This is a genomic window from Streptococcus troglodytae, assembly GCF_002355215.1.
In the GTDB taxonomy this organism is placed as follows: Bacteria; Bacillota; Bacilli; order Lactobacillales; family Streptococcaceae; genus Streptococcus; species Streptococcus troglodytae.
Genome location: NZ_AP014612.1, coordinates 1,397,278 through 1,413,088 on the forward strand (window position 1 = coordinate 1,397,278; position 15,811 = coordinate 1,413,088).

Annotated in this window: 15 protein-coding genes; 5 read left to right on the top strand and 10 right to left on the bottom strand. The window is 36.5% G+C overall.

Features of this window, described 5'->3' with window-relative positions:
- Window positions 1–3 precede the first annotated feature (3 nt).
- The 6 genes from lgt to SRT_RS06755 form a co-directional block, all read right to left on the bottom strand.
- Entirely contained in the window at window positions 4–783 is a 780-nt protein-coding gene (gene lgt / locus SRT_RS06730) for a prolipoprotein diacylglyceryl transferase (protein WP_128833516.1), read from the bottom strand.
- Window positions 776–1,711, bottom strand: a complete 936-nt coding sequence (gene hprK, locus SRT_RS06735) for an HPr(Ser) kinase/phosphatase (protein WP_128833517.1) — start codon at window positions 1,709–1,711, stop codon at window positions 776–778. Before hprK ends, lgt begins: the two co-directional genes overlap by 8 nt.
- Before the next feature lie 204 nt (window positions 1,712–1,915).
- Window positions 1,916–2,212, bottom strand: coding sequence for a PspC domain-containing protein (locus tag SRT_RS06740; protein WP_128833518.1), 297 nt, complete (start codon window positions 2,210–2,212; stop codon window positions 1,916–1,918).
- Between the two features lie 86 nt (window positions 2,213–2,298).
- On the bottom strand, window positions 2,299–2,736 hold the full coding sequence (locus SRT_RS06745; RefSeq protein ID WP_128833519.1) for a SprT family protein: 438 nt from the start codon (window positions 2,734–2,736) through the stop codon (window positions 2,299–2,301).
- Window positions 2,723–4,849, bottom strand: a complete 2,127-nt coding sequence (locus SRT_RS06750) for a Tex family protein (protein WP_128833520.1) — start codon at window positions 4,847–4,849, stop codon at window positions 2,723–2,725. Before SRT_RS06750 ends, SRT_RS06745 begins: the two co-directional genes overlap by 14 nt.
- A 356-nt stretch (window positions 4,850–5,205) precedes the next feature.
- On the bottom strand, window positions 5,206–5,394 hold the full coding sequence (locus tag SRT_RS06755; RefSeq protein WP_128833521.1) for a hypothetical protein: 189 nt from the start codon (window positions 5,392–5,394) through the stop codon (window positions 5,206–5,208).
- 771 nt (window positions 5,395–6,165) lie between these two features.
- Between SRT_RS06755 and SRT_RS11125 the strand changes: the two genes are divergently transcribed.
- The 4 genes from SRT_RS11125 (at window position 6,166) to SRT_RS06775 (ending at window position 9,497) form a co-directional block, all read left to right on the top strand.
- Window positions 6,166–6,300: an SPJ_0845 family protein gene (locus SRT_RS11125; protein ID WP_252120205.1), complete on the top strand. Its 135-nt coding sequence runs from the start codon at window positions 6,166–6,168 to the stop codon at window positions 6,298–6,300.
- A gap of 5 nt (window positions 6,301–6,305) precedes the next feature.
- Complete coding sequence (locus tag SRT_RS06765; RefSeq protein WP_128833523.1) at window positions 6,306–7,211, top strand: permease; 906 nt, start codon at window positions 6,306–6,308, stop codon at window positions 7,209–7,211.
- Window positions 7,208–8,023: a TIGR03943 family putative permease subunit gene (locus tag SRT_RS06770; protein WP_128833524.1), complete on the top strand. Its 816-nt coding sequence runs from the start codon at window positions 7,208–7,210 to the stop codon at window positions 8,021–8,023. The genes SRT_RS06765 and SRT_RS06770 overlap by 4 nt, the downstream gene beginning before the upstream one ends.
- A 109-nt stretch (window positions 8,024–8,132) precedes the next feature.
- Window positions 8,133–9,497, top strand: coding sequence for an MFS transporter (locus tag SRT_RS06775; RefSeq protein WP_128833525.1), 1,365 nt, complete (start codon window positions 8,133–8,135; stop codon window positions 9,495–9,497).
- A 71-nt stretch (window positions 9,498–9,568) separates the two neighbouring features.
- Here SRT_RS06775 and ftsY read toward each other — a convergent pair whose 3' ends face one another.
- The 4 genes from ftsY to SRT_RS06795 form a co-directional block, all read right to left on the bottom strand.
- Entirely contained in the window at window positions 9,569–11,059 is a 1,491-nt protein-coding gene (gene ftsY, locus SRT_RS06780; RefSeq protein WP_128833526.1) for a signal recognition particle-docking protein FtsY, read from the bottom strand.
- A 1-nt stretch (window position 11,060) separates the two neighbouring features.
- Window positions 11,061–11,882: a Cof-type HAD-IIB family hydrolase gene (locus tag SRT_RS06785; protein WP_128833527.1), complete on the bottom strand. Its 822-nt coding sequence runs from the start codon at window positions 11,880–11,882 to the stop codon at window positions 11,061–11,063.
- Window positions 11,879–12,688, bottom strand: coding sequence for a Cof-type HAD-IIB family hydrolase (locus SRT_RS06790; RefSeq protein ID WP_277612633.1), 810 nt, complete (start codon window positions 12,686–12,688; stop codon window positions 11,879–11,881). Before SRT_RS06790 ends, SRT_RS06785 begins: the two co-directional genes overlap by 4 nt.
- A gap of 84 nt (window positions 12,689–12,772) precedes the next feature.
- Complete coding sequence (locus SRT_RS06795) at window positions 12,773–13,831, bottom strand: DUF3114 domain-containing protein (RefSeq protein ID WP_128833529.1); 1,059 nt, start codon at window positions 13,829–13,831, stop codon at window positions 12,773–12,775.
- Window positions 13,832–14,139: 308 nt separating this feature from the next.
- Here SRT_RS06795 and SRT_RS06800 point away from each other — a divergent pair, with 308 nt between their 5' ends.
- On the top strand, window positions 14,140–15,696 hold the full coding sequence (locus SRT_RS06800; RefSeq protein WP_128833530.1) for an autotransporter outer membrane beta-barrel domain-containing protein: 1,557 nt from the start codon (window positions 14,140–14,142) through the stop codon (window positions 15,694–15,696).
- Window positions 15,697–15,811 lie beyond the last annotated feature (115 nt).

Here is a 15,811-nt window from a genome sequence, read left to right on the forward strand (position 1 = left end):
TACCTAGCATTGGTAATAGGGGATAGCATGATTACGACGTCTCATAACAATTAAAACAACTCCAACAATCACTAGTAAAACGGAAAGCCACTGAGATACCCGCATGCTTGCAAACATGAGACTGTCTGTCCGCATTCCCTCAATAACAAAGCGACCACTACCATACCAGATAAGATAAAAGAAAGCCACTTCTCCTTCTTTTAAAAAATTGGGTTTACGGCGTAAAATCATAATAATAATAAAACCAAGTAAATTCCAAAAAGACTCATAAAGAAAGGTTGGTGTACGGTAGTGACCATCAATATACATCTGTTTTCTGATAAAATCAGGCAGATAATTTAACTGAGTAACGATTTTACCATAAGCTTCTTGATTAACAAAGTTTCCCCATCGGCCGATAGATTGAGCCAACATCACACCTGGAGCAGCAATATCTAAAAAGTTAATCGGCTTAATCATCCGATAATAGGAAAAGATGAATAAAACGAGTGCTCCTGTGAGCAATCCTCCATAGATAGCGATCCCCCCATGCCAAATGACAGGTATTTCACTAGGATTTTTAAGATAATAATTCCAGTCAAAAATAACATAATAAAGTCGTGCACCGACAATGGCTAAAGGAAAAGCAATTAAAATGAAATCTAAAACATCATCTGACTTAATGTTCTTTTTAGGTGCCTCACGTATAGTTAGGTAAACCGCAAGAATTAAGCCAGTTACAATACAAATCGAATACCAGCGAATGGATAGAGGGCCTAACTTTATCGCAATCGGATCAATCATGGCTCGCCTCATTTTGATCAATTAAATTGGTTAAACGTTCTTCAAAGGTTTCGGTTGCATCATAACCCATTTGCTTAGCACGATAATTCATCGCTGCTGCTTCAATTACGACAGAAACATTTCGCCCAGTTTTGACCGGAATGCGAATACGCGGAATTTTAACGCCAGATAATTCAATATCTTCATTGCCATTACCCAAGCGATCAAACATCTTATCTTTCTCAAAATTTTCAAGGAAAATAGACAATTGAACCTGTGAAGAATCCTTAACAGCACTGGCTCCATACAAGCTCATAACATTAATAATGCCAACACCACGAATTTCCAACAGATGTCGTAAAATTTCAGCTGGCTCACCCCATAGGGTCTCTTCGTCCTTAGCAAAGACATCTACACGATCATCTGCAACGAGTCGATGCCCACGCTTAACCAACTCTAGCCCCGTTTCGCTTTTACCAATACCAGAATCTCCTTGGATCAGAACACCCATGCCATAGATATCCATCAAAACACCATGAACACTTGTCCTTTCAGCCAAACAAGAATCTAGATACCAAGACATTTCTCCTGAAAGCCTACTAGTTGGCACATGACTTTGCAAAACCGCAATGCTTTCTTCTTTAGCCGCCTGCAGCATTTCTTCAGGAATAGCAAGATCTCTAGCAACGATAATGGCTGGCGTCTCAGTTTTAAACATTTCTTTTAAAACTGAGTAACGGTTATGAGAGGTCATTTGTGTTAAATAAGACCATTCTTTCATTCCCAGCAATTGAATACGTTCAGGGGCATAATAATCAAAATAGCCTGTCATTTCAAGCCCTGGACGCGAGATATCGGCTGTTGTAATTTCTTTTTGTAAAAGTTCTTTCGTTCCATAAATGACATCCAATTTTACCTTATCAACCAACATCTGTACTGTAACTGACATACTACCCTCCTTAGCACAATATTATAACATAAATCCTTATAAAAAGGGGGGGTTATACTTAACAAAATAAAAAGACAAGTGTTATCAACTTGTCATTTAAATCATTATGCAAAAGCTGTAGAAAACTTCTTTCCTGTTCTTAAGAAGTTCCCTCTTAAATGTAATCGTTTATCTTTAGACTCCAATTAAAGAGATATAGTTTTATCAAAACCACCTGCTTTCACCTTCTTCATCAATAACTTCAGCATCCTTACGCCGACGCGAACCTTGAGAGCTATGATAATAGTGTTTTTGCTGACCATCCTTTTCTAAATCTTCTTTATAAGGCAAGCAGACTGCTAAAATAATATAGAGAACAATAGCTCCCGGGAAAATATACATAAAAAGAGCTGCTAATATTCTAGCTAAAGGCAATTCCCAACCATACTTATCCGACAGTCCTGCCACAACTCCACAGATCATACTACTTTTTTTTTGCTTATAAAAAGTGGCTTTAGACATACAAACAACTCTCCTTTTTTTAAAAAATGAATCACAAATCTCATATACTATTAGTATAAACTATTTAGAGAAAAATAAAATCAGCCTTACGACTGATTTTGATGTCTTAATTTTCCATGGCAGTTGCCACAAGCATATTTTTCCGTATTCATTCGCCTTTTTCTTTGATAAACTTGACCACACGATTCACATTGGTAATAATGATAAAAAGTATTGCTTTGTATACTTGGCGCATAACGCACTCCATTGACTTGCAGCAACAAATCTTTAAAATCTTTGTCACCATGTCGATAACCTTTACCTGCATAATAGAGATGGTAATGACAAAGTTCATGACGAACAATTTTTCGAAAAGTTGCTGCATCACCCTTTTTACAGAATTTGGGATTAAAATCCAAATGTCCATCTTCGGGGAAAAAGCGTCCACCTGTTGTTTGTAGACGTGAATTCCAAGAAGCAGTATGTTGGAACTCTATACCGAAATCTTGACGAGAAACCTCTTTTACATAATCAGTTAAATTCATTTAAGGCCACCAAAGAAAGATTAACTTTCTCCCGTTCTATATCAATTTTTGAAACCCAGACAGTAACAACATCCCCAACGGCTACAATTTGGCTGGGATGCTTGACAAAATTTTTGCTCATTTGTGAGATATGTATCAAGCCATCTTCATGAAGACCAATATCCACAAAAGCACCAAAATCAACAACATTACGAATGGTTCCTTCTAATTGCTGTCCAATTTTAAGATCAGACAATTCAAGAACATCCTGACGTAATTGGGGTGCTGCAAAATCATCTCGTAAATCACGACCTGGTTTTAGCAAATCAGCAATGATATCCTTTAGGGTTTCCTGTCCAAGGTTAACTTCAGTAGCTATTTTTTCAATTGCTACTGATCGTAATTTTGCTCGAGCTGACTCATCCAATTCCGTTATTTCCAAAAGGTCAAAGAGTTTTTCAACAGCTGCGTAAGACTCTGGGTGAACACCTGTATTATCTAAAATATTCTTTGCATTCGGGATTCTTAAGAAGCCAGCCGCCTGCTCAAAAGCCTTATCCCCTAAACGAGGTACCTCTTTAATTTCTTGACGCGACTGAATTTGGCCTTTTTCTTCACGGTACTTGACAATATTTTCTGAGATCGTTTTATTCAGTCCTGAAACATGAGAAAGAAGGGCAGGGCTAGCTGTATTAACATTAACACCAACCTGATTAACAACTGTTTCAACGACAAAATCAAGATTTTCAGCTAATTTTTTCTGACCCACATCATGTTGGTACTGACCGACACCAATGGATTTAGGATCAATTTTAACCAATTCTGCCAAAGGATCTTGCAAACGCCTAGCGATAGAAATAGCAGAACGTTTTTCTACACTTAAGTCAGGAAATTCATGACGAGCTAATTCCGATGCAGAATAGACAGAGGCTCCGCTTTCATTGACAAGCACATAAGAAACTTGTGGGAAATCTTTTAAAATCTCTGCAACAAAAGCTTCACTCTCACGACTGGCAGTACCATTGCCAATAGCAATTATTTCAATGGCATATCTTTTAATAAGATCAACAAGTTCGCTTTTAGCCTGATTAATCTTGGACTGACTAGCTGGAGGCACCGGATAAATAACCTGAGTCATAATCAGCTTACCTGTCTGATCAACAACAGCCAGCTTGGCTCCTGTACGAAAAGCAGGGTCAAAGCCAAGTACCATTTTACCTTTTAAAGGCGGAATCATAAGCAGATTTCTGAGATTATCAGAAAACAACTGAATAGCACCATCTTCCGCTTCCTCAGTGAGTTCCGCTCGAATACGCCGTTCCATAGCGGGTAAAATTTTCTTTTTTAAAGCTGTTTGAACCACCTGTTCAATCCTGCTGCTTTTTTCCTTAAAACGTGCTTCGAAAAAACGTGCCATCTTGTCAAGATTGTGTTCAAAATAAACCTTCAAAACACCTAGTTTTTCACCACGATTAAGAGCTAAAACACGATAACCTTGAATTTTTGCAACTTTTTCGGAAAAATCATAATAAATTTGAAAAACCTTTTTTTCATCAAGTTCCTGATCTTTGACTTTCGACAAAATAAAACTATTTGTCCAAATTTCATTATAGGTCCATGAGCGCAACTTTGTGTCATCTGATAAGGCTTCAATCAAAATATCTATGGCTCCAGTAAGAGCTTTTTCAGCTGTAGGAAAGGTTTCATTTACAAAAGTTTCTGCTTGTTTTTCCAAATCCGAAACATTTTGTAAAATGAGGCGCGCCAATGGAAAAAGTCCATTTTCACGAGCAATGGTGGCTTTTGTTCGCCGCTTTTCTTTATATGGAAGATAAAGTTCTTCAACATCAGCTAACTTTGAAGCCGCTTCAATCGCTTCTTGCAATTCAGCTGTTAGTTTGCCTTGTCCTTCAATTTTCGCTAAAACAGCCGCCTTACGTTCGGCTAATGCTGTTAAATTTTTATCCAGATCAATAATAGACTTAATTTCCACTTCATCAAGATTGCCAGTCATTTCTTTACGGTAACGAGCAATGAAAGGAATCGTATTTCCCTGAGCAGTTAAATCCAAAACTTTTTGTATTTGACTTTCTTTTAAGTGCAAATCTTCAGCAATTTTTTCAATAATTTCCATAAAAAATATTATAACATAATTACTAAAAAATTAATTTACGAATCAGTAAAAATAATTACCGAATTTATGTAAGCAGCTGATTAATTATACTTTGTAAATCTTTATTATAACTCAAAGTCCTTTCAAAAAATATTCATTTCCTAAACAGTGGTTATTTAGCCGCAAACAGTAAAAAATGAGAATTTTTTAATAAAAGCAAAGGAAAAGTGAGAAATTCCATTAAGTGCATTCTTACTCTTTTGATCTTGCACTATTGCAAAGAAAGGTTTCATTTTAATTTTTTCTGTCTCTTTAAAAACTGTTTAATAACCTTAGCGATCTTGAACTTGATATAATAAAGCGGAAACAAGAAAATATTATACAAAAAAAAACAAGCCTTCTAAAGCTTCCTTAGGTTCTTCTGACTTAGATTTACGGCCATTGGCTTTTTCAAATGACTCAATCCATTTCTTCTGATATCTTGCCTGTTCGATCAGCATGAGAGACAATGTTTTTTCAAGATTTGTTATTTCACCAAATATTGACATTCCTAATTCAATGGTCATTTTTTCTCCTCTTTTTAATTTCTATCTCCTAATTAGCAATAATTACAACATATGTGCTTAAAATTTCTGTGCTCTATACTAATTAAAGACTGCTGTTGTAAAAGCCTACTCATCTCAATTTTACTTTTTTACTATTACCTTGGCTGTTTTAAAGTTTTTGCTGCTGAGAACTGCGAATAAAGTGCGTTCAAACGATAGGCACCACCGTGATAATATTCTCACGCTTTAGGGGACTTAAGATTCTAGCTTAGAAGATTAATAAGTGTTAAGTTGACTCTGGTTTTTCTTGGTTACTCTATAGATGACAAAAGAAGAAATTTACAAGTAACCGTAACCAAGTTTCAACGGCGATACCAGCTAAGGTAACTATCGAAAAAAGAAAAGATGTGGATTGATTCTTTGTGTTTAAAACTGTCATATTTTCTTATTTGGTAGTATAATGATATTATTGAGAATGTAGACAACTCTATTTTTCAATATAAAACTATTTTATTAGCTCTGCAAATTTCAAGGTTATTTCCTTTATTTGCGAGCGAAGTGAGCTCTAAACGAAGCTTCCCGCCATGATAAAAGTGAGAATGAGAGTAAGTCGGGATTTCGTAGAAATTGATTTCTCTCGCTCTTTTGTTTTAAGATCGGGTAAAAATCATCCACTGATAATTTCACCTATCGGTGACTCAAACAGTCTGAGGATTGTTTAAGGTTAAAAAGTTTCAAAAAAGACTTTTTTTCAATCTGATTTTATCTATTATTTAGAAATGAGGTATTCTTGTGGCAATTACATTTAAGAAAAATGATGAATTGGAAAAAATGATGGAAAATTTTGCTAAACTCCCTGAAGGCTTAGAAAAAGTTGAATTCCCAGATGATAAAAAGAAGAAAGCTGACAAGAAAGTCAAGAAATAGATTTTATGGCGATTTTTAATCATTTACCAAGCAGTGTTCTGCAATGCTTGGCAATCTTCCTTTCTATTATCATCGAAGCTCTGCCATTTATTCTGCTAGGTGCTATTTTGTCGGGTTTTATTGAAGTTTATCTGACACCTGATATTGTTCAAAAATATCTTCCTAAAAATAAAATAGGCCGTATTCTTTTTGGAACTTTTGTTGGTTTTATCTTTCCTTCTTGTGAATGTGGGATTGTCCCTATTGTCAATCGTTTTTTGGAAAAAAAGGTACCTAGCTACACTGCCATTCCTTTTTTAGCAACAGCTCCTATTATCAATCCTATCGTTCTTTTTGCAACATTTTCAGCCTTTGGCAATTCTTGGCGCTTTGTTTTTTTGAGGCTGTTTGGAGCTATTATTGTGGCTATTTCTCTAGGAATTTTACTTGGCTTTATAGTGGATGAACATATCATCAAGGAAAGCGCCAAACCTTGTCATTTCCACGATTATTCTCATAAAAAAGCATATCAAAAGATTTTTTACGCATTAGCTCATGCAGTAGACGAACTTTTTGACACAGGACGTTACCTTATCTTTGGGAGTTTTGTGGCTGCTAGCATGCAAATTTATGTACCAACACGTATTTTGATCTCTATTGGTCATAATCCACTGACGGCTATCTTAATCATGATGCTCCTAGCTTTTATCCTTTCACTGTGCAGTGAAGCTGATGCTTTTATTGGAACTTCTTTGTTGGCGACCTTTGGTGTGGCTCCTGTTGTTGCATTTCTTCTTATTGGCCCTATGGTTGACATCAAAAATTTAATGATGATGAAAAATGCTTTTAAAACGAAGTTTATTCTGCAATTTGTTGGCACATCAAGTCTTATCATTATCATTTATTGCTTGATTGTGGGGGTGATGCAATGATTCGATTTCTCATTTTAGCAGGTTACTTTGAATTGGGCATGTACTTGCAATTATCTGGGAAATTAGATCGCTATATTAATAGTCACTATTCTTACTTAGCTTACATTTCCATGGCCTTATCCTTTATTCTGGCCCTTGTGCAGTTAACCATTTGGATGAAAAGGTTAAAAATGCACTCTCACTTATCGGGTAAAGCTGCTAAATTTTTTAGTCCTATTATTCTAGCTATCCCCATTTTTGTTGGACTTTTAGTTCCAACAGTGCCACTTGATTCAACAACCGTCTCTGCCAAAGGCTATCATTTCCCATTGGCTGCAGGATCAACTACTTCAGGAACTAGCTCAGATGGAACTCGCGTTCAATACTTAAAACCTGATACTAGTCTTTATTTCACAAAATCAGCTTATCAAAAAGAGATGCGAGCCACTTTAAAAAAATATAAAGGATCTGGAAAACTGCAAATTACAACGCAAAATTACATGGAAGTGATGGAGATTATCTACCTCTTTCCTGATGAATTCAAAAACCGTCAAATTGAATATGTCGGCTTTATTTACAATGATCCCAAAGATAAGGACAGTCAATTTCTCTTTCGCTTTGGCATCATTCACTGTATTGCTGATTCAGGTGTCTATGGTTTGTTAACGACAGATGGACAAACGCATTATCAAAACAACACTTGGGTTAAGGTCAGTGGGAAACTTGCTATTGAATACAATCAAAACCTGAAACAAACTCTGCCTGTTCTTCATATTTCTCAGAGTTCACAGACAATGCAACCTAAAAATCCTTATGTTTATCGTGTATTTTAAGAATAATCTCTCAATTAAAAGAAGTCTAACAAGGTTCATTCCTAAAAAATCAGCTTTGTTGTACTTCTTTTTTGTGTTACAATAATGAGAAGTAAGAAGAGGAGAAAACATGATCAGTACACAACAGACAGATAAAGTCTCTCGTAAAACTCAGCTTTCTATCATAGCAACTGCTTTGGTCGGTTTTTCTGGTATTCTATCAGAAACAAGTATGAATGTGACTTTCACCAAATTAATGACTATTTTCCATTTGCCTTTAAGTAGTCTGCAATGGATTACAACCGTTTATCTCTTGGCAGTCGCTATTTCTATGACACTGAGCGCCACATTGCAACAAAATGTTAAAGAGCGTTTACAATTCACAATAGCAGTCTTGCTTTTTCTTCTAGGGACAGCAACATGTATCATCTCTGCTCATTTTGGCCTGATGATTATTGGCAGAGCTCTGCAGGGAGCTGGTACGGGAATTGCTATGCCTTTGATGTTTAACCTTATTATTGAGCGCATTCCTATCAACAAGATTGGAACCTATATGGGAATTGGCGGACTTATCATGAGTTTAGCTCCTGCTTTTGGACCTACTTATGGCGGTTTCATGATTGCCCATTTTTCTTGGCAATGGATTTTTTTACTAACACTGCCAGTTCCTGTAATTGCTTTAATTATCAGTTATTTTTCTTTGGAAAATTCACCTAAAACTAATAAACGTCCTTTTGATATCCTCAGCTTTCTTTTATTAGCGATAGCTTTGTCCTTCTTTTTAATCCTTATTTCCGGACTTGAATCGGGTTCCCTTAATTGGTGGGCTTTAATCATTTTTGGCTTTGCCCTTATTTTCTTTGTGTTTAGAAGCCTTAAATCACAGATACCTTTTTTAGATATTCGAATCTTAAAACAAGCTCCTGTTCTTTTAGGCTTAATCCCTTTTTTCATCTATCAATTTTCAAATTTAGCCTCTAACTTTGTTATTCCTAATTTTCTTGTTCAAGCAGAGCACATCTCAACTACAATTGCCGGTTTTGTGTTACTGCCAGGAACACTTTTAGGCGGAATCTTAGCACCATTTTTTGGAAAACTTTATGACTTAAAAGGCCCTAAATTATCTCTTTATTGGGGAAATATTCTTTTTGCAGCTAGCCTTGGTATCTTCGCTTTATGGATAAACTCTTTAACCATTATATTAATGATCCTTGTCTACATCATTTTCACTTTCGGACGTAATATGGCTTTTAACAACACTATGGCAGTTGCTATTTCACAATTACCCAAAAATAAGACAGCAGATGCTACTGCTGTTTTCCAAATGATGCAGCAATTTGCCGGTGCCTTAGGAACAGCTCTATCATCAGTTGCCCTCCAATTAGCCCCAAATATGGCCAGCGGTGTGAAATTTATCTTTTCAACTTTATTTATCTTGGTTATCCTTATTTTCTTTTGTTTCAAAATGCTCTTTGCTTCTTTGAAAAAGTATTAACCATTAAAAAAACGCCTTGATATTATACTTGTGGCATACAAGTTGATATCAGAGCGTTTTTTATATTGTGATCATAGCAATCCTTCTAAAAGTCCTCTCATGAAATCTTCAGAATGAAATTCACCAATATCATCAATTTTTTCACCAAATCCAATAAATTTAACAGGAATCGCAAGCTCTTGGCGAATAGCAAGCACCACACCACCTTTGGCAGTTCCATCAATTTTTGTTAAAATCAGACCAGTCAAAGGGGTGATTTTTGAAAACTCTTTAGCCTGAACAAGGGCATTTTGTCCCGTTGAAGCATCAAGAGTAAGCAACGTTTCATGAGGAGCATCTGGAATAACACGTTTCACAATACGGCCAATCTTTTCCAATTCCGCCATGAGGTTATCCTTATTTTGCAGGCGACCTGCTGTATCAATCATAAGAATATCAACATCTGCTGCAACTGCCTTTTCAACACCATCATAAACAACACTAGCTGGATCAGCCTTTTTTGGGCCTGTAACAACTGGAACATCAACACGGCGACCCCATTCAGCTAACTGAGCAACGGCTCCCGCACGAAAAGTATCGGCTGCAACCAGCATAACTTTCTTGCCTTGATGTTTATATTTATAGGCCAATTTCCCAATGGAAGTCGTTTTACCAACACCATTAACTCCTACAAAAAGCATAACAGTAAGACCATTCTGAAAATTAATTTTTTCATTAAACTGACCATCTTTGTCATAAATATCGACCAGTTTTTCAATAATGACACGGCGAAGAGATTCAGGTTTCTTGGCCTTTTCTAATTTAGCTTCATAGCGCAAATCTTCTGTCAAGGTTGAAGCCACTTGAACGCCAACATCAGAAAGAATGAGCATCTCTTCCAAGTCTTCAAAGAATTCTTCATCAACATTACGAAAATTAGCCAAGAAAGCATTGAGTCTCGCACCAAAGCCAGTGCGAGTTTTTTTCAGACTGCGATTGTACTTTTCTTCCTCAGTTTCAGCAGATCCTGCCGGTTGCTCAGAAGTTTCTTCTTCAGACTGATTGACAGCTGTATCAGCTTCCTCTTGAGTTGGAACGGTTATTTGACTTTCTTGCTTAGCAGTCTCTGCTTGTTTTTGACTTTCCACTTTTTGAGCCAATTCAGCCTTACGTGCATAATAATCTATCATCAAATCTGCTGATTGATTTGTCTTTTCGTCTTCTTTTTGCTGCGCAGGCATGGTCTCAGTATTATTTTGTACAGCGGCTACAGAATTTTCAGAATGAAACACTCCTTGTTGGACAGGCTGTTGGTTATGTTCTTGGACGGAATGCCCACTAGCTGCTGGTTCTTTAGAATTCTGTCCGTCTTCAATTATTCGTGCATCTGATACTTGTTCTGCTTGACTTTCTGTCACATCATTTTCATAAACAGACTGCTGATTCTCTGCTGTTTCAGCAGTTTCTGTCGGCAGTGCTGGCTTTTCTTGTGCGACTTCTTGTTCAGCGGTTTCTTCAATAGAATCCGTTGTTGACTTTTCTTCTTGTCTTTTCTTACCAAATAAGCGATTAAATAAACCCATTTCAATCCTCGTTCAATATATATTTTTTAATAGCTTCGGCAACACCAGACTCATCATTAGTCTTTTTTGTTACCGCATCAGCTGTTTCCTTGACAATAGGTACACCATTTGCCATTGCAACACCCAAACCGGCCCACTCTAACATACTTAAGTCATTTTCTTCATCTCCCATAGCCATAACTTCACTTTGGTCAATAGCTAAATGTTTGGTGAGAAGATCAAGCCCTACAGCCTTATGAACCCCTTTAGGCATGATTTCTAAAATGATATCACGCGATTTGAAGACTTCAAATTTTTCGTAAAAATAAGCAGGGATTTTTTCAATCTGCTGATCTAAAAAATCAGCATCGCAAACAATAACGACCTTATTATAAATGGTATCCAAAGGCAGTTGCGGCAATCCATCAATTTCACGAAATGTCAGCATAGGATTAGCAATAGGATAGAGCGAATGGTTATCTTGATTACTAATACTATAGACGATACCATCACTGAGAATATCCACTGGCAGGGCTAGGTGTTCCATTTCTGTCTGAATCGTTTCAACCTGTTTTCTGCTTAGAGCACTCTTTTCTAAAATTTCACCTGTCGTCTTTTGAACGAGTCCGCCGTTAAAAGTAATCAGGTAATTATCTTTTGATAGCAAATCAAGCTCCCCAAGTAAATGTTCGATAGCTTTAAGAGGGCGGCCTGTTGTAATAACTACTTTAATGCCTTTTTCACGAGCTGCCTTCAGAGCTTCTTTATTTTCTAAACTAACCTCTTTTTTGGTATTAAAGAGAGTGCCATCTAAATCCAAAGCCAATAATTTAATCTCAGTCATTCCTTTATCATACCTTCCATATAAGTTATTACTGATTGTTCCTGATGATGAGGGATGACTTCATCTGCAAGCTCTTTAATTTCAGCACGCGCATTTTCAGGTGCAATAGCAACGTCTGCAAAATCCATCATTTCAAAGTCGTTTAAATTATCACCAAAAGCTAAAACATGTTCAGATTTTAACTTTAGAACTTGGCAGAGATGGCTAAGACCAAAGCCCTTATTGGCTCCTCGTAAAATAATATCAATAGACTCGAATCCTGTTGTTACAGCTTGAATATGCGGGAGTCTTTCGTTTAACCAAGCAGCTCCCTTACGGACATATTCCGCTGGAAATTGAGTTGTGATTTTAAAAATATCATCATCCAACTGTTCAAAATTCTCAACTAACTGAATATTTTCATAATACCCCTTCATGAAATCAATATAACTCTGCGGACTCTCCGCCAAAATATAGGCAGCTTTTTTACCAGATAAGAGCAATTCAACACCTTGGTTATATGGATTTTCCAAAATTTTAGCTGTTAAATCAAGATACTGAGAAGGAGTCATTAACTGTTCAAACAACACTTGATTTTTATATTGAATCAAACTCCCATTTTCAGCTATAATTGCAATACGATCTGTAAAATCCTTAAATAATTTTTCTAAAGTCAACAGCGAACGACCACTGGCAATAGTGAAAATAAGATTTTTTGCTTCAAATTTTTTCAACAAATCATCTAAGCGCTGATGATCAAACTGACCGGAAGCATCTAAAAAAGTACCGTCCATATCTGTTGCAATCAAACGTATTTTTTCTGTCATGAAATTTCTTTTAGTAACCATCTTACTTCCTATTTTATCAAAATTATTAAGTTTTGGGGGATTATTGACTAAAATAGCTTACTTTCAATTTTTTGTCCACTTCAGTTTAAAAAGTTCTTTTTTAAATTGTCGGATCAAATGCTTAACTGCTTTAAAATTGCTCTTGCGTCCACTAGCATAGAGGCCTTTTTTATTAAAATAACTTTTTTGCCAATCCTCTTCTGATGCTGCTTCGATTTTTTTTAAGATATATTTAGGAGCCGTAAAATGCAAGTCCTTAGTAGCAATAATCGCATCTCTAAAGAGAGGATCATGTGATTTGGTCGGATTAACATCTAATTCCCAATGACATTGATTGCAATTGTTAGCATAATTAAAACTAGCACCATTAATAATCCCATTTTGTGTGATGTGTTCAGCATCAATTTCATTCAAGAAATGACCTTCATTATCAAGAATAAATTCCGTATGAAAATTTAATAACACCTTAAAATTAAGGCGATAAGAGTCATCTGGATAAATCGTCTGTCCATCCTTAAAAGCAACCTTATTATGCAGACGGGCAGAATCATAAAGTGTGTAATCATAGGTTGGATGATACCAAACTTTTCTCTTTTTCTTTCTTAAAAATCGCGCCAAAGCCTGAGCATCAGTCATTTTGTCATGTCTCAAATGGTCACGGATCCACTGCGCCTGCTGACTGGAAATGACATAGCGAAATTGATGGATACGTTTGGCAAAATTAGTCTTAGCACTGAGTGTGTCTTTTGGAAAAATCTCTTGAACCAGAAGTGAAAACTCATGCCAAAAAGTATTGTCTGGTGCTAAATCGTCAGAAAAACGATGAACTAACTCTTGATTTTCTTGCAAATCACCAGATAATTCTTCTGGCATAGCAGCCATATCTAGAACAATCGATAGCAATTTTTGCGGCTCTTTATTACCATAAGCAGCCTGCCATAAGAGATTAAAAGCCTGTGAACCAATGCGAAAGTCCGATGGCTGCAAACCCTTTTTAGCTAGTTGCTTTACATCTTCCCTAGTCCATCCTACACTTTCCCATAACAGCAGCTGCTTTGCTTCTTGATAACGTTTGCGCAGACCCGTTTGGGAAAATGAAGAGTTTCCTAAAATGCGCCACATAGACTTTCTCCTTTCAAAACCTTATTATAACAAAAAGAAATGAGACAACAGAAAAAACGAGATTCTTAAATAGAATCACTGTTTTCATTTCCTTGTCAGTGGAGCATATTCACTTTAAAATAACAGGGCATTACTGATGCAGTGAATGGCAACCAATGACTGTCTTTTTTAAGGTCAAAATTTTCATATAACTTTCTTACAAAACGATTGTAAAATCTGATTTTAGTCCAAGGACAAACTTTTTCTTAAGTTAAAATTAAGTTCTTCTGGTTACAATCTGAAAAAATAATGATAGAAGAGGAAATATTATGCGCTATTCACAAATTTATCGTAAAAGTTTGGCTTTGCTGGCTATAGGAATGATTCTAACTGCCTCAACCTTGCCTAGTATAAATATTCTAGCTGATGATAATACTGGAGCACCTGCTATGCCAGATGGACAAGCTCCTGCAGGAGGTGGTGCTAATACCACAACTTATGATTACAGCGGAACCAACAGTGGTGTTCTCGTTTCTAATGGCAGCAAGGTCACTTCCAGTGCCAAAACCAAATCCACTACTTCCGCCCAAAATACAGCTCTTGTTCAAAACGGTGGTAGTTTAACACTGCGTAAAGCGAATTTAACAAAGTCCGGTGATGATAATGATGGAGATAATGATAATTTTTACGGTATTAATTCTATTTTACTAGCAGTCAATAAAGGGTCAAAAGCTTATGTTTCGAATTCCAAACTAAAAGCTAGCAGTTCTGGCAGCAATGGTATCTTTGCAACTGATAAGGCAACTATCTACGCCAATAAAACAAGCATTGCAACTACAGCTGATAATTCACGGGGACTTGATGCCACTTACAATGGCAATATTATTGCTAATAAGATGACCATTTCTACAAAAGGCGCTCACAGCGCTGCTATTGCAACTGACCGTGGTGGCGGCAATATTTCCACCACTAATTCCAGTTTAAATACTAGTGGCTCTGGCTCACCTCTTCTTTATTCAACAGGCAATATTCAAGTTAATCACGTTACAGGAACATCTAGTAACAGTCAAATTGCTGGTATGGAAGGTCTTAATACCATTCTTATTCATAATTCTAATTTAACTAGTACCATGACAAACAAAACTGCCAGTGACCCGATTGCCAATGGCGTTATCATCTATCAGTCACAATCTGGTGATGCCGAAGCAACAACGGGGCAAAGTGCTCACTTCGAGCTCAGCAAGTCTAAATTAACTTCTTCCATTGCTTCAGGTTCTATGTTCTACCTGACGAATACCTCTGCAAACATTATCCTTAATCAATCCACCTTGAATTTTGATGCAAACAAGGCTAAACTTTTGACTGTAGCAGGCAATGATGCCAATAATTGGGGAACCCCCGGTAGTAATGGGGCAACAGTTAACTTTACTGGCCATAAGCAGATACTTAAAGGAGATGTTGATGTAGATAGCATTTCGACCTTAAATATGTATTTACTTGATAAAACCACTTACACTGGAAAAACCACTGTATCAACCAACAGTACCAATACATCTCCAAGCACGTCTCCTATTACCATGAATATTTCTAAAAATTCCAAATGGGTGCTAACTGGTCATTCGACAGTAACCAATCTCAATGCTGAAAAAGGTGCTAAAATTGTTGATAAAGACGGAAAAACCGTCAGCATCATCTCTTCAAGCGGACAAAAACTTGTTAAAGGTAAAAGCAAATATAGCCTAACAGTCACAGGAACTTACAGTCAAAAGGTAACAACCAGCTCAAGTAACAAACTCAGCAGCAGTTACATTGACCGCAGTGACTTCGATAATTATTTTAAAACAACAACAGCCTTTGTAAATAATACCAAAAACACAAGTAATTAATTAAAAACGGGAATGAGAACAAAATCGGATTGCCTAGAAATCGATAGTGTCATCTCATCCCCAATTACTGCGTCAAACTGATATCATTATTTATCAAACGAGGTTAGCACTTCTT